The sequence below is a fragment of the Dyella choica genome (assembly GCF_003977665.1).
Lineage (GTDB): Bacteria > Pseudomonadota > Gammaproteobacteria > Xanthomonadales > Rhodanobacteraceae > Dyella_B > Dyella_B choica.
Window position 1 is genome coordinate 320691 of sequence record NZ_RYYV01000004.1, and the last position, 18735, is coordinate 339425.

General features: G+C 62.4%; 16 protein-coding genes. All 16 read right to left on the bottom strand.

All coding sequences use genetic code 11. The features are described 5' to 3' along the window. Position 1: 1 nt before the first annotated feature. Complete coding sequence (locus EKH80_RS07460) at positions 2-712, bottom strand: PP2C family protein-serine/threonine phosphatase (protein WP_126684095.1); 711 nt, start codon at positions 710-712, stop codon at positions 2-4. Next, entirely contained in the window at positions 709-2277 is a 1569-nt protein-coding gene (gene tagF, locus EKH80_RS24095) for a type VI secretion system-associated protein TagF (protein WP_230473483.1), read from the bottom strand. The genes EKH80_RS07460 and tagF overlap by 4 nt, the downstream gene beginning before the upstream one ends. Before the next feature lie 7 nt (positions 2278-2284). Beyond that, positions 2285-5827 (bottom strand): type VI secretion system membrane subunit TssM, encoded by a 3543-nt coding sequence (tssM, locus tag EKH80_RS07470; protein WP_230473484.1) that lies wholly within the window; start codon positions 5825-5827, stop codon positions 2285-2287. A gap of 5 nt (positions 5828-5832) precedes the next feature. Next, positions 5833-7161 (bottom strand): type IVB secretion system protein IcmH/DotU, encoded by a 1329-nt coding sequence (icmH, locus tag EKH80_RS07475; protein WP_425481135.1) that lies wholly within the window; start codon positions 7159-7161, stop codon positions 5833-5835. After that, positions 7137-8480 (bottom strand): type VI secretion system baseplate subunit TssK, encoded by a 1344-nt coding sequence (gene tssK, locus EKH80_RS07480; RefSeq protein ID WP_126684098.1) that lies wholly within the window; start codon positions 8478-8480, stop codon positions 7137-7139. The genes icmH and tssK overlap by 25 nt, the downstream gene beginning before the upstream one ends. A gap of 122 nt (positions 8481-8602) precedes the next feature. Then, complete coding sequence (tagH, locus tag EKH80_RS07485; RefSeq protein ID WP_425481136.1) at positions 8603-9976, bottom strand: type VI secretion system-associated FHA domain protein TagH; 1374 nt, start codon at positions 9974-9976, stop codon at positions 8603-8605. Then, positions 9948-10493: a DUF6931 family protein gene (locus EKH80_RS07490; protein ID WP_126684100.1), complete on the bottom strand. Its 546-nt coding sequence runs from the start codon at positions 10491-10493 to the stop codon at positions 9948-9950. The genes tagH and EKH80_RS07490 overlap by 29 nt, the downstream gene beginning before the upstream one ends. Before the next feature lie 97 nt (positions 10494-10590). Further along, on the bottom strand, positions 10591-12522 hold the full coding sequence (locus EKH80_RS07495) for a type VI secretion system Vgr family protein (protein ID WP_126684101.1): 1932 nt from the start codon (positions 12520-12522) through the stop codon (positions 10591-10593). A gap of 367 nt (positions 12523-12889) precedes the next feature. Further along, complete coding sequence (locus tag EKH80_RS07500) at positions 12890-14176, bottom strand: tetratricopeptide repeat protein (protein ID WP_126684164.1); 1287 nt, start codon at positions 14174-14176, stop codon at positions 12890-12892. A gap of 105 nt (positions 14177-14281) precedes the next feature. Next, positions 14282-15421: a lipase family protein gene (locus EKH80_RS07505; protein WP_126684102.1), complete on the bottom strand. Its 1140-nt coding sequence runs from the start codon at positions 15419-15421 to the stop codon at positions 14282-14284. A gap of 37 nt (positions 15422-15458) precedes the next feature. Continuing rightward, positions 15459-15986 (bottom strand): carboxypeptidase-like regulatory domain-containing protein, encoded by a 528-nt coding sequence (locus tag EKH80_RS07510; RefSeq protein ID WP_230473485.1) that lies wholly within the window; start codon positions 15984-15986, stop codon positions 15459-15461. Positions 15987-16047: 61 nt separating this feature from the next. Then, positions 16048-16341: a PAAR domain-containing protein gene (locus EKH80_RS07515; protein ID WP_230473486.1), complete on the bottom strand. Its 294-nt coding sequence runs from the start codon at positions 16339-16341 to the stop codon at positions 16048-16050. A gap of 80 nt (positions 16342-16421) precedes the next feature. Then, on the bottom strand, positions 16422-16688 hold the full coding sequence (locus EKH80_RS07520; RefSeq protein ID WP_126684104.1) for a hypothetical protein: 267 nt from the start codon (positions 16686-16688) through the stop codon (positions 16422-16424). A 33-nt stretch (positions 16689-16721) separates the two neighbouring features. Then, the gene (locus EKH80_RS07525; RefSeq protein ID WP_126684105.1) at positions 16722-17144 is read right to left on the bottom strand and encodes a hypothetical protein; all 423 of its coding nucleotides are present in this window, start codon (positions 17142-17144) and stop codon (positions 16722-16724) included. 26 nt (positions 17145-17170) lie between these two features. Beyond that, complete coding sequence (locus EKH80_RS07530; protein WP_126684106.1) at positions 17171-17590, bottom strand: hypothetical protein; 420 nt, start codon at positions 17588-17590, stop codon at positions 17171-17173. A 91-nt stretch (positions 17591-17681) separates the two neighbouring features. Next, positions 17682-18608, bottom strand: coding sequence for a hypothetical protein (locus tag EKH80_RS07535; RefSeq protein ID WP_126684107.1), 927 nt, complete (start codon positions 18606-18608; stop codon positions 17682-17684). Positions 18609-18735 lie beyond the last annotated feature (127 nt).

Sequence of the window (18735 nt, forward strand, 5' to 3'; positions counted from 1 at the left end):
ATCAATCCTGCAGCCGCACGACTACGGCGGAAATGTTGTCGCGTCCAGCGCGGTTCAAGGACAGCTCGAACAGCCTGGCCAGCAGAATCTGCGGGTCGACATTGCTGCGGTATTCCTCGTCGAGCTCGTGGTCGGACAATTCCTTGTTGACGCCGTCGCTGCACAGCAGGAAGGACATGCCGGGCCGGCTGCCGGTCACCGTCCAATCCACGAACAGCTGTTCTTCCGCGCCAATGGCGCGCGTGAGCACACCGGAACCGGCCGGCTGCGGCTGGCCCAATTGCGTGACGTCGTTTTTTTCGCCGTGCACGTGATCACGCGTGATCTGCTTCAGATGCCCATCCTCAAAGCAATAGGCCCGGCTGTCGCCCACCCAGCCACACAGCATGAAATCCTTGTCGTGCACCAGCACCACCACGGTGGAACCGATCACGTCGACATTGCGTTCGCGCGCCACGTTGCGCAGATCGGCATTCACTTGCGCCAGGCTGTCCTCGATCGCTTCCACGAAATCGAACACGTCACCCTGGCGCGGCAGTTCGCGCAGGCGCTCCACGATCATGCCGCTGGCGTAATCCCCGGCGGAGTGTCCACCCAGTCCATCCGCCACTACCCACAGGCCAACGTCCTCGCGCACCAGGATCGCATCCTCGTTGTGCGCACGGACCTTGCCGGTGTCGGTGTGGCCGACGGATTCGTAGCGTAGCGTCATGAAGTCACCTCGATCACGGCCAGCGGCCAACGGGCCGGCTCGTCGCCCAGCCCCGCGGCTGCGGCGATGCGCGCACGCGCTTCGCCGCAGGAAGGCATGGCCAGCGCGCGCGCGTAGACATCGGGTGCAAACTGCACCAGGTTCTGCGTCACCACCAGCAGCAGACGGTCGCCCTCTTCGACTGCGCACACCACTTCATCGCACAGCGGCTCGGTGGGGCCACCCAACCCGGACGCCACCGGAGCGGCGCGTGTAAACAGCAGATCGTCGAAATCGCCGCCGAGCGCGTTATCCTCCCCCGGCTCCGCGGCAGTGGCGAACAACGATTGCAATGTACCCTTGCGCCAATGCCAGGCCGCGGCGGTACCGATGCGCAGCAGATTGGCCCAGCGCCGGGTGATGTGCACGGCGATCACCGAACCGTCCTCCGGTACCGGATTGATCAGGTCTTCGCCGCGTTCGCGCAGGCGCGGATGCAGAGCCAGCAGGCGCTGGCTCAGTATCTTCAGATCGCCGGCCAGGTCGTCCGCGCGCAGCTCGTTCGCCACCTGGTTTGCGGTAGCGGCAGCCTGCCGGCGCACATCGGGCTCGCCCTCGTCGGCGGCGACCAGGGCCAGCGCGATATCGCCGCGGTAAGTAGTCGTAGCGCCGTGGCTTTTCGAAGCATTGGGGTCCGCTTCCGCCCCCCCGGTAGCCACTGACATCGACACCGGCGTCACCAGATCGGCGAACAGTTCGCTCAAGTCGTCCGGCAGCAGCTGGCGAGACGGTGCCGATACGACCGGCGCCGCAACGGTAACGTGCGGCGCATGCTGATGGCGATGCGGCGCTTCGTCAAACGCGCCCAATGTCCGCCAGCCTTCGCTTGCGTGCTGAGCATCGAGGAACCCTGCGTAACTGGAGGGCTCCGGCAGGCCGCGAGTAACCAACGCACTGGCGGGCACATGACCGCCGCCCTGCGTCCACCACAGACACCAGCCATCGCCGCTTTCGCTGAGGCGCATCCATAGCTTCTCAAGGAAATCGCCATCGGTGCGTGCGCGCGGCAACGGCATGCGCCATTGCGCGGCATCCTGCCAGCCGACGTTCTCCACTCCATTGGGCACAGCCCGTGCTGGCTCCACAAGCGGCATGCCTGCAAGTGCAAGCAATTGTGCGTCGAACGCTTCCACACTGGTGGAAGGATCGGCCTGTGCGGCGACCTGCACGTGCTCGATAGCGGCGAACCATGCATCGCCATCACGCAACACCTGGTTGGCTGCCGCCGGACCATCCAGTGGCAGCGCAATCACCATGGGGAAACTGCGCCCCACGCGATCACCGGCCGGCCCCATCACGCCGGCCCAGGCAGATGCTGTGCATACCCCGGGCGACAACAAGAAGCGCCATACCGGGCTGCTGCGGTAGGCATGCTGCCAGCCCTGCGCCAAGGTCTGGCGACTGGCATCCACCGCGCGTTCGAAATGCTGGTCCCACGTCTCGACGAAGGACGAGGGCAGCCGCCGCTGCACGAAGTCGCCCGCGCTGGGAAGTTTACCGAAGAATCCTGCCTCTGTCGGACTCATGGCCTGCCTAACCTCCACACCTGAAACGCTGCACGGCGGTATTGAGGAAGGGATTTTTGAGATTGTCCGCCTGCAGGGTGAGCTTGGCGACGTGGCCGCCGAAATTGAAGCTGGCCAGATAGCGCAGGTCCGACTGCCGCTGCAGATTGGCGGCCTGCAGCGCATGGAAAAACGCCCAATCGCCCTGGTAATCGAAGGTGCTGAGCAGATTGCCGCTGCCATCCCAGGCGGAAATCGTCACGTGGCCGGGCTGCGGGCCGGGCCATTTCATGCCCATGCTGCTGGCGTTGCCGGGTTGGTATTCGAACTTCTGCCCGTCGATGGTCACAGCCAGCTTGCCGATGCCCGGGTCGAGCGACGGCGCCACCAGCGTGAAATCCACCTCGGGCGTGTTGCCGTTGTTGCGGAAATACATCTGCTTGATGGTGTCGGCCAACTGCATCTGCGCGAGCATGCCGGGCGATCCGCTTACGGCGCCGGGGCCGGTTTTCCATTTCCAGCCGGCACCGCTGGCATCGACCAGCTTGTCCAGGGTCTGCTTGTAGAAGCTGTCGAAGCGGCCGCCGTAACCGAACAGCTCGCCGAAGTTCTGCAGCGGAATGTCCGTGGCGCTGTTGGGCGAGAACGGATAGCGTCCACGGGTGAAGTCCGCGCAATCCTTGCCGGCCGTCTGCTGGAACGCATCGCCAAGCGCGCCGCTGGTACCGGTGGCGACCAGCGCCTGGCTCTTGCCGGTCAGGGCAGCCACCCAGCCGGACACCGGCGGGGGCAGTTGCGAGGCTTCCTGTTGTGCCATCAGCAATTGCGGATTGGGCTGGCCGGCGGCGCTGCTGAAGTCGGTCATGGTCAGCAGGGTTTTGCTGAGCTGGTCGAGCACGCTCAGCGTGTGGTCGATCGGCGCACTGCCAGGTGCTCCTTCAGTGAGCTTGTCGAGCGTGTCGAAGTGTGCGCTGATCTCATCGCCGGGCTTGCTGGCAGCGGCCTGCCCTTCCCCGCCGCCACTCTTGATGCCGGCATTGGCAAGCGCACGCATCACCGTGGTTTGCTCAGCGCGTTGCTCGGCACGCTTTTCCGCGGCCTTCTTCAATGCATTTTCCGCCTTGTCGGCGTCGCTGGCCGGTGGTGCGCGCAGCAAGTCGTGCGTGTTGTCGCGCACCAGTGCGAGCAGCGATTTCAGCGGTGAGCTGGGGCCGGACAGTTTTGCGGCGGTGGCGCTGGCATCCTGGATATTGGTGATGGCTTGCAACTGCAGATCGTTGAGCAGTTCGTCCCAGGCCCTGATGTAGTCCTGCTGGTACAGCGCAAGCACCTGCTGCGCCAGCTTGGCCTGCTGGATGGCATCGATCTTGCCGGTGCCGAACACCCAGTCGTCCTGCGTGAATTGCTTCACCGCCTGCTCGATGCCCTTGTTCACTTCCATCGCGAACACCGGCTGCGTGTACAGCGCGGGGATCGGCTCGGACAGGGCGGCGCCGCTGCGGCGATGGAACACATTGCCGAGCAGGCCCAGCTCCTTGTCCAGTTGCAGCGGCGAATGATCGGAGCTGTCCATGCTGAGCTTGAGGCTGCCGTAGATCAGCGTGGAAAGATCGGCCGTGCGCAGCGTGCTGCGCGCCTGCTCCACCAGTTGGTCGTCCAGATGCAGGGCGCGCAATTGCCCCGGTTCGGAGACCAGCGCCTCGAAGTGCTTGGACAGCGCCTTCTGCAGCACGGCATCGTCAGGGAAAACCTTGCGCCACTCGATATTGGTGAGCGCGACCAGTTCATCCGCATTCTGATGCTTGGGTTCACCCAGCATCAGATAGCCCTTCAGGTAGTAATACAGCGCCTGCGGGTCGGTCGCGCTGCTGGTCAGGCCTGTGCGGAATTGCGATGCCACGCCAGGCAGCAGCAGCCCGTTCAGCTCGCGCACGTAGGCATCGTGCACTTCGCTTCCTACCGCATGCCCCTGAAACAGGCCGAAGCGCATCGACAGCGGCACGTCGTCCCTGTATTGCTGCGCGATATCCTGCACGCCCGCCATGCCTTCCAGCCGTGCCAGTACGCGCGCGAAATAGTCCTTTTGCGTGGCAGCGCCGGAGACGTCGCTGCTGGCAGGATAGTTCTTCAGCGCATCCTCGACTTGCGACAGATAGGCGCGATTGCGCCCGTAGCTCTCGGCGAAGCCACCCAGCAGCAGCACGCTGACCACCAGCACGCCCAGATAGGCGGCAGCCTGCAGCAGGATCTTCTGTCGCTCCAGCCTCGGATTGGTGCCGGCGAAACCGGATTCGCGGAACAGTACGTCCTTCAGCAGGCGCTCGACGAAGAACGTGCGCTGCTGCGCACCGGGGGCCTGCACCTGCGCGGCATCGAGACCGAACGTGCGCGCCACCGCTGCCATCATGCGGTCGATCGGCGTTCCTTCCTGGGTGCCGGAGGTGAGATACACACCACGCAATAGCGGCGGTGTCCCATAGGCATAGCCGGTGAATACGCCTTCGACGAACTGGCGCAGGGTTTCACGCAGCGCGCCGAGCTGCTGCGGGAACGACAGGATGGCCGAGCGGCGGCTGGCATCACGCTCCGCATGCAGGCGACTCAGGATGCGCGTATGCAGACGATTCAACAGCAATTCGAATTCGCTGCCGAATTGCTTGGCCGCCGCACCGTTCATGGTCTGATCGACCGGGAACGACATGCCCCATACCTGGCTGCGCAGTTCCGGATTGAGATCGTCGAAGAACTCGCTGAAGCCGGCGATCAGGTCGCACTTGGTCAACACCAGGTACACCGGCACACCGATGCGCAGCTGGGTGGCCAGTTCATCCAGGCGGCGGCGAATCGCCTGCACGTGCTCCTGCATGCCATGCTGGTCCAGCGTGAGCAGATCGGACATGCTCATCGCGATCAGCACACCGTTGATCGGTCGGCGCTTACGGTATTTGCGCAGCAGCTTCAGGAACTCGCCCCACGCCGATGCATCCGCGGCCTGGTCGGATTGCTGCATGGTGTAGCGGCCGGCCGTGTCGAGGAACACCGCTTCATCCGTAAACCACCAATCGCAATTGCGGGTGCCGCCGACGCCGCGCAGCGCCTGCTTGCCGAAGCGATCCGACAGCGGGAAGTTCAGGCCGGAATTCTGCAGCAGCGTGCTCTTGCCGGAACCCGGCGGGCCAATCACCACGTACCAAGGAAGCGTGTAGAGATTGCTGCCGCGCTTGCTCTTGCGCAGGGTGTCGACCGCTTCCTGGAAGCGCCCCTGCAATTGCGTGCGCTCAGCCGAACTGCGTTGATCCTGATCGTTGCCGGCTGGCCCGGTCTCTTGCGAGACCATGTCGCCGGACATCTGCTTCGCCTTGTTGCGCGCACGCAACTGCAGCACCTGCAGCCAGATCGCCCAAACCGCGAGTATCAGGATGATCAGCACCAGTCGCGACACCGGGCTGGCCAGGGGTTGCGAATCGCCAATGCCCAGATAGGGGCCGCCCAGCCAGATCAGGATCGACAGCAGAATGATGCCGACCAGCGCAATGAACCAACCGGATTTGAACAAAGCAAAAATCTTCACAGGGTTCAATCCTCCGGAATGAACATGATTTCCACGCGCCGGTTACGCGTGCGGTTTTCGGACGTGTCGGGGAGCAGCGCAATCGGCTGCGACGATCCCGCTCCGCTGGATTCGATGCGTGCCGGATTGTCCAATCCGTCGCCGAGAATCTGCGCCACGCTGCGTGCACGTGCGCCGGACAGCTCGAAATTGTCCTTGTATTTCAACGAGCGGACCGGCTGGTCGTCGGTATGCCCCACCACGATCACCCTGCCCTGTACCTGGTTGAGCGCGGCAGTGATCTTGTGTAACAACGGGACTTGATCCGCGCTCACGTCTACGCCGCCGGAAGGGAACATGCCGGTGGCGGCCAGACGCACTTGCGCCTGGCCATCCGGCTTTTCGTCGACCGTGAGCCGGCCGGCCTGTTCTTCCGGTGACAACAATTGCTTGAGGCTCTTGCGTGCCGGATGCGGCTGGCGTGCGGTGTCGGGCGGCGTGCCGTTCTCCAGGCCGATCTGCGCGAGCTGCGCACTGATGGGCGAAGACGCCGCATTGAGGCGGCTATAGAAGAACAGAAACGCGCCGAGCAGGATCACCGCGGCAAACGCAGCAACCACCCACAGCGGCACGTAGCGGATCAATGGATTGCGCCGATCGTCGATGCCGCGCCAATGGGGCGCCAGTTCATCCGCCGGCTTGGCCCGCTGCGCCTGGATGCGCCGATACAGGTCTTCCTGGATGTCGGCGAGCTTGGCACGTCCGCCCGTTTCGATGTGGTAGCGGCCGGCGAAGCCCAGCGCGAGGCAGATGTACATCAGCTCGATCAGGTCGATGTGCTTGGCGAAGTCCGAGCACAGCCTTTCGAGTATCTGGAAGAACTTGGCGCCGCCGTAGGATTCGCTATGGAACGTGACCAGCAGCGTTTTTTGCGCCCAGCCGCTGTGCTCGCCCCAGGGCGAATTGAGCACGGCTTCGTCCAGCATCGTGCACAGGACGTAGCGCGCGGCGAGGATGGTCTGCTGCGCAATATTGGCCGACTGCGCCAGGCTTTCGAAGCGATGGATTTGCGCTACGGCCTGATCGCGCAAATGCATCGCATCCGGGGAAGACATGCTGTGGCGCAGTTGCACCGCAAGCAGCAAGAGCGGGCTGGCTGCCTGCACCAGTGGATTGGCGCCGCCCTCCAGGAACTGGTTGATTTCCGCCGGCGGCGCATAGGGCGCCGGCGCGCGCGCCGCGGGGGGCGCAGGTGCGGGTGCAGGCGTAGGCGCCGTGCCGCGCGGACGCACGATGGTGGCGTCGCGCATGTCTTCGTTCGGACCGTTGCTCATGTTCCGCCTCGGATCGCCCACAGTTGCAGGTCAAGCCCTGCGAATTCCTCGCCAAAGTGGAAGGCGATGCCGCCGGACGTCTTCAGCATCCGCCACATCTGGGAGTTCTTGTCGAATTCGAAATAGAGGAAACCGGCGTTGTACGGAATCTGTCGCGGGGCCACCGGCATAGGCGCGACCACGATGCCCGGCAGTTGCAGGTTCACCAGGTCGCGGATTTTTTCCACCGGCCCGATCTTCGATTGCGCCGGTAGCTGGCGGCGCAAGTCTTCCGATTTCATGTCGGATTTGGCGGCGAGCACGAAGGCCGCCGTGTCGAGCAAGGTTAGATCCGGCACCACCGCCACCCACACGCCGAACTTGCGCTGCTGCAACGGTATCGGCGTAGCCGTCTGCTCCATCACCGCGCTGAGGCTGTTGCGCAAGGCCATGATCACCGGGTCGAAACTCTCACGCAGGAATTCGTGGCGGTAAGCCGGAAACGCCTGCGCGCGCTTGCCAGGCGCGGTAAAGGTGGCCAGTTCGCCGGCCATCGACACGGCGATACGGTACAGGTCCTCCGGGTGCGCGATCGGCGTGGCGGCCAGATGCGCAATCAGCGGTTGATAGCGATTCACTACCTGCAGCAGCAGGAAATCGGCGATTTCAGCTGCGCCACCGCGATCGGTGACCGCCACGCGGCTGGCCAGCGCCTCGCCGCGCTGGTGCAGCAAGCCGAGCAATTCGGTGAGAAAGGTCACCAGCCGCGGCACCGCCTGGCAACTCTGCCCGGTCGGCATGAAGGTGTCGTCCAGCAACACGCGGCGGTCGGCACGGCATTCGACGATGCGCGCCAGCGGGATCTGCGCCAGGCCTTCCATCGGTTGCGATTGCGGCAACAACCGGCTGCTCATGCCGCCGACTTCCAGCACGGTGAGCCCATCCATGCTGCCCGAGGCATCGCGCACTTCGGCTTCGCGCACGCGAAAGCGGAACAGTTTTTCCGCTGACGCCTCGGGGCGTCCGCTATCGGCTTGCGTGGGCGAGCGCAGCGGCAAGGTGAGGTAGACGATCTGGTCGCGCCAGTTCGGATCCACTTCCAGCGCGGGCGGCAGCGGATCATCGTTGGGCATGGAGAACGGCGTTCCGTCTGGAAACACGCCGCGCGCGCGCTTGATGCCAAGCTTGCCGATGGCAAGCAAGTCCGCTTCCAGCTCCAACTCGTGAAAACCCCACGCATAAGGGCGCAGTGCGCCTGCGCGCACCTCCACGAAGCGCTCGAGGTAACGCTCCTGCTGCTGCAAGTGCTGCGGCCGCAGAAACAGCCCTTCGCTCCACACCACTTTGTTATTTTGCGTCATGTATCGAGTCCGTCTTGCAAGCTCTTTTCAACCTGGCGGGATGCAGCCCTCGCGTTGCCGTCATTCTGGCGAGGGCCGGAATGACGCTGAGGCAAGTCCGCAAACCGCACGCACATAAACCCCTATCGTTGCCCATTGCGCCGATTCGCCTTGAGCCGCGCCAGTTGCTCTTCGTAAGCCCGCGCAAACTCATCGCCGAACAAACGCCGGAACGTATCGTCCGGATTCTTCATCAAGCCTTCGAAGTTATCGCGGTACTTGTCCCAGTACCGTCCCTTTGCACCGAATGTCACGCCGCGCTTGCCGCCATCTACCTCTTGCTCGTAGCGATCCGGGTTGAAATGCATCAGCAAGCCCTCGAAGCCGGCGCGTACACCGGCGAGCATGGCCATCTGATGCAGGCGGATATCTTCGAAGGCATCCTGGAACGCGGCCGTGCCGGAAAGAAAACCCGGGTTGGCCGGCCCCAGGATCTTCTGCAGCGCCTCGTCCGTGCCGAGCGCGAATTTCAGCGGATTGTTCTCCGAGCGCTGGATGAGGGTCACCGGCAGGCGAAAGGTGTTCTTGATTTCGGCGCGCGCGCGTAGCACATCCATCACGCCGTCCACCACGATGCGCAGGATCTGTTCGGCATCCGGGGGCAATGCACCGTTCGCAGCAGGTGCATGCGCGGGGGGCATCGTTGGCGGTGGTGGCGGTGCGGCCACCACAGGCTCCGGCGCAGGCGGAGGAGCGGGTGCAGTCGGCGGCGGTGCGAAATCCCCGGTGGTGAGGTCCCAGTTTTCCGGTAGCCGGTTGGCCTGCTTGCGCACGTCCGTGGTCGGTGGGCGGAAGTGGTCGCTGATGCTGGGCGTGTGATTCCAGCTTGGCGCAGGCACCGGTTCCGCCGCCGCGACGCCGAGGGGCTCGTCGAGGAAACTCAAGGGATCCAGATCAGCACTTGCGGGCATCGCCTGCTGCGTGCCCGGAATCAGGTTGTCCAGCGCTGAGGCGCGCGACGGCGACGGCGCGGGCGGCAATGGATTGAGGAAATCGAAATCCAGCGGATCATTGTGGAAAGCCGCCGCAGCTGGCGCAGGGACCGCCATGGGAGACGAGACCGGAGGGCTCGGCTGCACGATGGTTTCGCTGTCCTGGTCCATGCGTACGGCGATCTCGAAAGTATCGATCTGCAGGCGATCGCCGCTCTTCAAGGCGGCAGGATCGCCCTTGAGCAGAGGAGAGCCATTGAGCAGCATGCCGTTGGTGCTGCAATCCTCGATGAAATAGATGCCGTTGAGAAAGCGCACCATCGCATGCACACGCGATACGCCGGAAGCACTGAGCACCCAGTCGCAATCCTCGGAACGGCCGATACTGCCGTCCTTGGCGTGGAAGGTCCGTTGACTGCGGCTGCCGAATTGCGCTGCCTGCTGGCCTTGTACGACGAGCGTCAATGTCTGTGGCGTGGACACGTGAATCTCCCGCTTAGCGACCGCTGCCGTTGGCGCTGGCATTGAGCAGGCTCATCGCGCGCTCGATGAAAATGCCGCGGCGCGCCTCGAACTGGTCGCTCACCAGCGCAGCCATCAGATTGATCGCCGCCACGGTGGCGCGTGCGGTGAGATGTTCCGGCGGTGGAACGGCTTGCTCCTGCGTAACCGGCGCCAGGCTTCCGCCCGACCAGCCCGCGGCCGCAGCCAGCCACGCGCCCAGCGAGCGGTAGCCACCGGCATTGGCGAACTCGTAGGCGGCGCGGCGATTGTCTTCATTGGGTTCGCGCACCCATTTTTCCGCGAGGGAGGCACCAGCCTTGTCTTCCAGGCCCAGCGGCTGCTCACGTGCGCATTGCAGCAGCCACGCAACGGCATAGCGCTTGGGCAGTAGGCGGGCAAGCAGCTTGAGCGCGTCCTGGGTCTCGCCGGCATCGAGCAGCGTCTGCACCGCCACTTGCGGCGTCATCTCCGGGCGCAGCCTGGCGCTGGCCAGCGCCGACAACCCCATCTGCATCGAAGCCTGCGTAACGACCGACATCCCAACGTCCCCTTTCACCAATCCGTGTTACCGCACCCAGAGCGCTTCCAACCGCCATTCCCGCGAAAGCGGGAACCCATTTTGCTCTTCAAGCGCATCAGCCAATCATGATGATGCCGCCGGATACCTTCATCATGCCGTCGCCGGTGGCGCTGACTACCGGACCCTTCAAGGTGGCCGTCGCGCCGCCCTCTATGTCCAGCATGCCATCTGAATGCACCTTCATGCTGGCGCCGGCGCCGATGTCCACCTGCGCCTGGCCTGCCACCTTGACCGACGAATTGCCGGTGATGGTGATGTTTACGCCGTTTATCTGGATTTCGCCCGTGCTCTTGAGAATGATACTCGATGAACCGGTGACAAGTTCGATCTGGGTGCCGGCCGTAAGCTTGAAAACCTTGCCCACGTCCAGCGTGTCGTTGTTGTTGATGGTGTGGTGGCGATCATTCTTGATGGTGACCGTTTCATCATGGTCGATGGCCACCACATGATCGTTCTCCACCTCCTCGTGCATGTCTTTCTGGGCATGCATGAAGAAATCTTCGCTGCCCTTCTTGTCCTCGAAGCGCAGCTCATTGAAATCGGCCGCGCCGCCGAGCAGGCTGCGGCTCTTGATGCCGCTTTGCGTCTTGTTGTCCGGCAGGCCATACGGCACGGTGTTGTCGCCGTTGTAGACACTGCCGATGATCAACGGGCGATCCGGATCGCCCTCCAGGAAGCTCACCACCACTTCCTGTCCCACGCGCGGAATGCTGATGGCGCCCCAGTTCTTGCCCGCCCACGGCGTGGCCACGCGCACCGGGCAGGAACTCTTGGCGTGGGGTTTGTCGGGCTTGTTCCAGTGAAAGGTGACCTGCACTCGGCCGTGCTGGTCCACCACGATGTCTTCGTCGGTCTTGCTGCCGCAGACCACGGCCGTCTGCAGGCCCACGATGGAGGGTTTCACCGCGGTGGCCAGGCTGCGGAAGGTCTGGCTGCTTTCGATCGCTTCGAAACTGCATTGGAACGCCGGCCCATTGTCGCTGCTGCCCGACGCAGGACTGGCGCCGGCCAGGTGAATGGTGGTGCCGATGATCAGGTATTCGCGATTGAGCGGTTTGCGCGGATAGTCGCTCAGCGTGAACAGTCCGCCGATCTCGACACTGCAAGCGCCGGTGGTGGCCGTGTAGTGCGAACGCGCCACGCTCAGGGCTTCAGCACGCACCTGCGCGAAATGCTGCCCCACATCGGGGACCTTGTGCGCGCCCGGAAAGTCGAAGGCGACCATGCCGTCACTGGTATTGTGGCCGTCGCTGGTGCCGGTGGCCAGCAACTGGGCCTTGGGCGCCATCGGGTCGTAGTCGATAAGCTGGAACTTGGCCTTGTCTATGCCGCGCGACGAAGCCCAGGTGGTGATGGTCGATTCGCGCCGCATCACGCTGTCGGTGCTGGGCAGGAAAGGGACGCGCGCAAAGTCCTTGTTCACCGCATGCGCGCTCACGCTGTCGGCGAGCACCATGGTGTGCTTGGTTGCGTCGTGGGTGAAGAAGTAATAAATGCCTTCCTGCTCCATCAGGCGGCTGATGAAGTTGAGGCAATCCTCGCGGTACTGTACGCAGTATTCGCGCTGCGCATAATTGCCGCTGAGGCTGAGTTTCACGTCGGTATAGCCGGCATCGCTCAGCACCGATTTGACGATGTCCGGCACCGTCATGTCGGTATAGATGCGGCAATCCACCTTCTGCCCCAACAGCCATGGCTTGGGCACCAGGCGCACGCTGTACTGGGCATAGATCAGTTTGTCGATCGTTTCCACACCGGTCTGCGCCGCTTCGCATACGATGCCGTTGAAGTACCGTTTGTAGCCGTCTTCGGTCGCGATCTGCACCGTCATGGGCGAACCCAGCAGGCCGCTCAGGTCGATGTTGGGGTCCTGGCTTTCAAACTGCAGGCGGAAGGAAAACAGCCGCCCCAGACGCTCGTCGGCGGTCATGCTGCGGAACAGCAGGCCCTCGACCTTGGCGGAAGAAATACTGATCTGGGCGGTCATGATGCGAATCTCCTCGGAGCCTGCTCGGCTCTATGCGTTTCCATGGTGCACTCATGTCCGAGGGGCTCCACGCACCGGTTCAGGTGATGAAGCGGGTGGAACCTGGCCATACTCCCCAAGCCCCCGCGGCTCCAGTGCAAAGTTTCGCCCAGCGGCAGCGCCGAATCCAGCGGATTTACCGTCAAAGGGTGCACAATCTCCATGATCTGTTCTCCTAAACCGTACCTGGCCCGATTTTTTACGAGTTCCCGCCCATCCCTGGGCTGATGGCTCCGACCCGCAGCACGCGCTGCCTCGTCCGCCCACCTGATCAACTTCTACTCGATCGCGTTCGCTAATGGCGGCAGCCAACGCAGCCGCTCATCATTCAGCCCTGCGCTGTGCGCTGCGCCAATACTACCCAGCCCGCCACGGGTTGCCCGCCTTCCTTGCGCAACGTGTCGGTACCGATGCTTACCTGCGAGTACCCTGCTGACGACAACGCGCGCTCAACGTGGCAATGCGTGTGCTGGTAGCGGCCGCTGGGTGCAAGGTCCACACGGTCGTCTTCGCCTTGCGCCACTTCTACGGTGAAAGCCAGCCAGCCGCCCGGGCGTAGAGCGGCATGCGCCGCTTCCAGCACCTCCCGCAGTTCGCCGAAATACTCCAGCGTGTCGGCCGAAAACACGATGTCGTACGCAGCTGGATGCGCCTGCAAATAGCCGGTGAGTTCGGCCACCTCCAGCTCGTCATAGCCGCCACGCAGGCGCGCCTTTTCGATCATGCCCCCGGAAAGGTCCACCCCCACCAGCCGCCTCGCATACGGACGCAGCAGCGGCTCACAAAGGCCGGTGCCGCAGCCTGCATCCAGGACTTCGAACGCTCCCGCCGCGCCGGTCAACATGCCGCCCAACGCATCCGCAAGGACTTGCGGCGCGCGATAGCCCAGGTTCTTCAACAATTGCTCGTCAAAACTGTCGGCAAACGCGTCGAAGACCTGGCGCACGTAGTCATCAGCCGCGCGCAACGGAGCCTGGGCGCCGCCACATGCAGCCAGCATATGGCGAGGTACCGGATGATCCGGCTCGCGCGCCAACCAATCGCGATAAACCTGCACCGCTTCCTTGATGCGATTGAGGGTGTACAACGACATGCCCAGCGATTCCAGCGCACGCAAATTGTGCCGATCCAGTTCGTACGCCTTGCGAAAGCACTGCACCGATTGCTCGACATGCTCCTTGCTCTGCGCGTAATTGCGCAGAAACCGTCCCATCAGGTAATACCCCTGCGCAAATTTCGGCGCCTGCCGCAATAGTTTGGCATAAGCCTCGAACGCTTCTTCCACGCGCTCCTGCGCTTCCAACACGACCGCCAGGTTGTTCTGCGCGTTGTAATGCTGCGCCCCGCATTCCAGCGCTTTCCGGTAGCAACGTTCCGCAGCGGCCAGCCGACCGCATTCCTTATGGATGTTGCCGAGATTGTTGTGCGCATCCGGATGCCTCGGCGTGATCTTCAACGCCGCTTCGATCAGGCGTACGCCTTCGTCGCTGCGTGCGCGCTGATGACAAAGCACGCCCAGGTAATGCATGGCATCGGGCTGCGCCGCACGCAGCTCCAGCACTTCGCGGTACTGGCGCTCGGCCGCCTCCAGGTCGCCGGCCTGGTGCGATTGCATGGCTTGACTGAGTACGAGGCGATAAGACGCTGCCTCGCCTGGCTGCCGGACGGCAACGCGAGCCGCATCCCCGCTCAAGCGCTTTTTCCTGGTCTGCGCCATGTCTCAAAGCTTGTCCACGGCATTCCTGGCCATCGACGCAATGAAGCGGAACAGCATGCTAAGCACGAACTCGATGAAATCCACCGTGATGTTTACGCCCTGCGCCAAAGTGCGCCCCATGAAGCGCATCGCCGCGGCCAGCATGTTGCGAACCGCCTCGGCAATGCGGATCGACTGCAAGACACCGGTGTAAAGCAGCCGTGCAAGGCCGTCGAGCAGGGTGACGTCGGCAAACAAGGCCAATTCGGGCACCTTGATCAGCTGTTTCAGGATCCAGTCCAGCCCTGAAAGGATCAGCTGCAGCGCCATCGACGAGAGCATGATGAACGGGCCACTGTCTTTCGCCGCGTCCTTCAGCCATTCGCTGGCCGCCTCGAAACTGCTGTGCTTGGGCAGGATGACCGGCAGCGACGACCAGGTGCAGCCCTTCACGTCCTTCAAGTATCCCGGCATCAGATGGGCTTCGATGTTGATGCGCCGGCCCGGCCCCTTCAGCCGATAGGCATTGCTGCCATAGGGTACGTGGCTGTAGGGAAAGACCGGGATCATGGGAACCGGATCGTTGTCGTGATAGCCGCGATAAATGTTCTCGGCGCCAAGCTTGGCGGTGAGGTATTGGGCATGGTCGACTACGCCGCAGCGCGGCGCGCCGTAGGTGTAAAGCCGGATGCGGCAGCCTAAGTCACTGAGCGCATCGGCCAGCAAAGTCGCCATGGCGCCACCAAGGCTGTGGCCGATGACGTGCAGCGTCTGGGGGTTGCGGTGACGCAATGCTTCCCTGATTTGTGGCAACACCGATTGCGCGCCACGCCAGAATCCCGCGTGCACCAGATAACCACTGGGCCCGATCACGCCGGCGAAACGCAAATTTGTCAGCCAGTCGTACCCGGTGGCGGTACCGCGTACGGCCACCACGCACTCACCCTCGCGCCCGCCCTGCCCCCAGGCGACGTAACCGAAGCCCGAATGCTGCTGGGCTATGGTACCGGTCGTACCCGCTAGACGGGTGCCCCCCATGATATCGAAAGATTCCCTTGCGCTGGGTGCCACCAGCCACGCCGAACGCATGTTTTTGGAAGTGCGCAGTTCATAGGTGCTGGTAGCAATTTCGCCAGCCTGGGTCGGTGAAAGTTCCGTCGCCATGAGTCAATCCCCTTAAATGATTTGAACGTTCCGTGCTTCAAACGGGTTTGCAGATGCCGTAATGAGTACCCGTCGCCTCCGGCTTGCTGGTCAATTCACACACAAAATTCAATGGCCTGCCGTCAAGCTCGGTATTCGGCTCGTAGTCGGCCTTGCCATGCATCCAGGCCTCGTACTCGACGCCCTGATACTTGATCACGATGGTCTGATGCACCATCGGTTGCGTCGGAAGAAAACGATGGAGAAAGCCCCGCTTGCGTTCCAGCGCCGGGAACGAGAACTGCCCTTTTTCATCGGTAACCGTGTGCTGGGTCGGGTTGTCCGCGTCGTTGTCCGACCACTCGGCTTTTGCCACCAGCTCGGCCCCTTGTACCGGCTTGCCATCCTTCAACACCGTGCCATGCACTTCAGAAAACAGCACCCAACGATCCGACGTACCCATAGCGCATCCCTCTGACAAACCGGACAACAGGAAAATTACACCGACAGACATGACAGTACGAACCAGGGCAAGCCAGCTTGCGCGCCATCTGCTCCGTCGGAAATACAAAAACGATCGAGTCATCGCGCCCACCTCTGACAAGCCTGGTAGCAAGAGTGCAAGTAGCCCAATCAGGGCCGCGCCTTCAGCCAATCAATACCTTGAAACACCCCAGCACGATCACACCACCGTGGACCGTGCTGTCCCCGAGGCGCGCCACCGGCCTGCCGCCGGCAAGCACCTTCGGCGAGCCCATGGCGATCGCATCCGGGGGGCCTACGCACACCGCCATGTCGCCGACACACGCGACAGGCAAGCCACCTATCAATACGGTCGGCGCACCCGGTGAGACGATCGGGCCGCCAACGTGGGGCACTGGCCCGGTCGTCATCGGGCAGGTATGCATGTCGGTGAGGCGGGCTGCGGGTTGCATAGGCATTCTCGCTTATCGTCAACGAAGGAGTGGAAACAAATACAACCGCATTTCGGCGGTTCGCTGCAGAATTTTTCCGGATTTCCTCAGCGCCGCACCAGCAAGTAAACCGAATAAATCATCATGGCCAACAGGGCGGCCGGCAAGGTTATCAACGAAAACCAGCCGCTCACGAACATCGTGTACAGCACTTTCCCTACATCCCGGCCGCCAATCACGCAGGGACCAACACTGGCCTCACTCAGTTCGCACTTCGCCCAGTTCGCCACGGCGCCCGCCAGCAGCGCCATCAACAACGGGACCAGTCCGAGAAATCCGATCACCAGATAAACCAACCATGGCTTGAAGTGCATGATGTGTCCTCGACTCGGAGCGCTGCGGACTTGTCACTTATTGCCGGAACCCAGCGGCCGGCAACGCTTGTCGACAGCGATCCCGCTCTTCCCCGCTACCAACCTTCCTTGCTTCAAAACTGTCTTTCCCGAAAAATTGACGCTACGCCAGATGACTTTGCAGGTCTTCACGTCTACTGCATACAGGCGGTTGTTGCTGCCTGAATAGGTCGGCACGTACAGGACATCGCCTGCCAACATCACTGGTTCCTCGACGATGGATACGTCCTCGCTCACCGAGCATTGAGGCGCGCCATCCACGGATATCTGCAATGGGCCCTGCCATGCGGCGGGGTGCTTGACGTCATCCGCCTCACCGAAACTCACGCTGACCTGACCCACCTTCCCCACGCTCCCGACGATCGGGACAGGCGTGAAATCGCATGCCTGCACGAGCACGGGAAGCAGCAGCACCATCACTGGCAAAGCATGCGACAGACGGATCACTGCCCGCCTCCCGGGATACGTATGGCGAAATAATCCACCTGCTGCAGATCCGTATGGTTCCAGGACCAATTGAGCGCGGTATTCTGCCGCCCGGTGCCGCCATAACGTCCCCAGTAACCGATGGGATAGGCGCTGTTCTGGGTGGTAGGCACGATGACCGCTACATGCCCGTGCCCGGACGCTTTCAAACCGGCGATGACAAAGTAACCGTCATTCGCATATTTCTGCGCTTGACTGCCGCTGTGTCCGAGTTTTATCCAGCCGCTGCCATCTGCGTTCATCGCGTCGACCATCTGGTTGGCATTTCCCTCCAGGGAGATACCCAGCTCGTCAGCCACAGCATGAGCGAACCCGCTGCAATCATGCTTCCAACGCTCCCAATGACCTTGGCACACCGCCACAACATCGGCTGGCATCCTGACCCCTCCTTCCGTTTTGTCAAAACCCGTTCCGCTCAACAATCAGAAAGGCACTCTGACCCCATTTACGTTTGACCCCATTTACGTTTCAGGTGAAATATCGGACCCAGGTACTATGGTTGTGGCCAAGGCGGCCGTCCGAGAGCCACTGCGCCTCCACTACCGTACCGTATACGCGTGAAGCGGACTGCTTATGCCTGCTCGTTTGCGCCAAGCCGTAGTAGCTCTTGATGGCACCTGAAAAGTTGGGATAGGCATTTACAAATTGCAGGCCCAACGCGTTGACTATCCTCTGCCCGGCAGCGCGGCCGTTGTTGCTCATGCTGTACAGATGGTTCGCAACCCAGCCTTCGTCCATCTGACTGTAACCAGGCGGCACGAACACCGAGGAATTTACACTCGCGCCAGGCCCTTTCGCCTCGACGATCAGAAAGTCGGTGCCCCCTGCGTTATTCGGCTTTTCCCAGATCTGGTCTATTCCCGTGCCGGAATGGATGTAGTAGCCCCAGGTCATCTTGTAACCAGGGTGTTGCTCGAGCACATAGATCGCAGCAGCAGCCTCACCGACGCATTCGGTAATGTCCGAACTTTTCTGACTTGCACGCATGCTGATAGCGATCTGATCGAAGTGCGCACACGCGGCGGGATCGGCGCTCAGACCGGCAACTTCCTGTTCCAAACCTTGCCACACGGCCTCGCCTTTCACGTTCAGGCAGGCAAACGGCATGAAGATTTCGTCTCCGCGCCTCGTGTTCCAACCCTCGGCATTGTTCAAGTCGGGGTAATAGGTAACGGCCTGATGCATGCCGGGGAACGGCCACGATGTAAGCGGAGGCGCAGCCCGCATCCGACCATTGGCCACATTGATATTGATGATGCGAGCCTTCGGCTTCTTCGTCGAAATGAACGAGCAATGGTCGTACGTCTTTTCAATCCGCCCGTAGTCCACTTTCTTGCGCGCCCGCAGAACACGCTTGGTGGGCGGGGGGCTGGTATCTCTATTTTGCTTTGGCATGTTCTCTCCTTTGGGTCGCTACGCTTGCCGGAAAGAATGGGGGCAGCATTCTCTTCTTGAGCACTAACGCGTCCATCGCTAATCGGTCCCCTCCCCTACGAGCGGCAGGGGAGGGTGCGCATCACGG

Excerpts from the sequence above, each read along its gene's own strand:
- EKH80_RS07460 (WP_126684095.1), bottom strand. The coding sequence starts at position 712 with ATGACGCTACGCTACGAATCCGTCGGCCACACCGACACCGGCAAGGTC.
- tagF (WP_230473483.1), bottom strand. The coding sequence starts at position 2,277 with ATGAGTCCGACAGAGGCAGGATTCTTCGGTAAACTTCCCAGCGCGGGC.
- tssK (WP_126684098.1), bottom strand. The coding sequence starts at position 8,480 with ATGACGCAAAATAACAAAGTGGTGTGGAGCGAAGGGCTGTTTCTGCGG.
- tagH (WP_425481136.1), bottom strand. The coding sequence starts at position 9,976 with ATGCCAGCGCCAACGGCAGCGGTCGCTAAGCGGGAGATTCACGTGTCC.
- EKH80_RS07490 (WP_126684100.1), bottom strand. The coding sequence starts at position 10,493 with ATGTCGGTCGTTACGCAGGCTTCGATGCAGATGGGGTTGTCGGCGCTG.
- EKH80_RS07495 (WP_126684101.1), bottom strand. The coding sequence starts at position 12,522 with ATGACCGCCCAGATCAGTATTTCTTCCGCCAAGGTCGAGGGCCTGCTG.
- EKH80_RS07500 (WP_126684164.1), bottom strand. The coding sequence starts at position 14,176 with ATGCAATCGCACCAGGCCGGCGACCTGGAGGCGGCCGAGCGCCAGTAC.
- EKH80_RS07505 (WP_126684102.1), bottom strand. The coding sequence starts at position 15,421 with ATGGCGACGGAACTTTCACCGACCCAGGCTGGCGAAATTGCTACCAGC.
- EKH80_RS07510 (WP_230473485.1), bottom strand. The coding sequence starts at position 15,986 with ATGACTCGATCGTTTTTGTATTTCCGACGGAGCAGATGGCGCGCAAGC.
- EKH80_RS07515 (WP_230473486.1), bottom strand. The coding sequence starts at position 16,341 with ATGCCTATGCAACCCGCAGCCCGCCTCACCGACATGCATACCTGCCCG.
- EKH80_RS07520 (WP_126684104.1), bottom strand. The coding sequence starts at position 16,688 with ATGCACTTCAAGCCATGGTTGGTTTATCTGGTGATCGGATTTCTCGGA.
- EKH80_RS07525 (WP_126684105.1), bottom strand. The coding sequence starts at position 17,144 with ATGGTGCTGCTGCTTCCCGTGCTCGTGCAGGCATGCGATTTCACGCCT.
- EKH80_RS07530 (WP_126684106.1), bottom strand. The coding sequence starts at position 17,590 with ATGCCAGCCGATGTTGTGGCGGTGTGCCAAGGTCATTGGGAGCGTTGG.
- EKH80_RS07535 (WP_126684107.1), bottom strand. The coding sequence starts at position 18,608 with ATGCCAAAGCAAAATAGAGATACCAGCCCCCCGCCCACCAAGCGTGTT.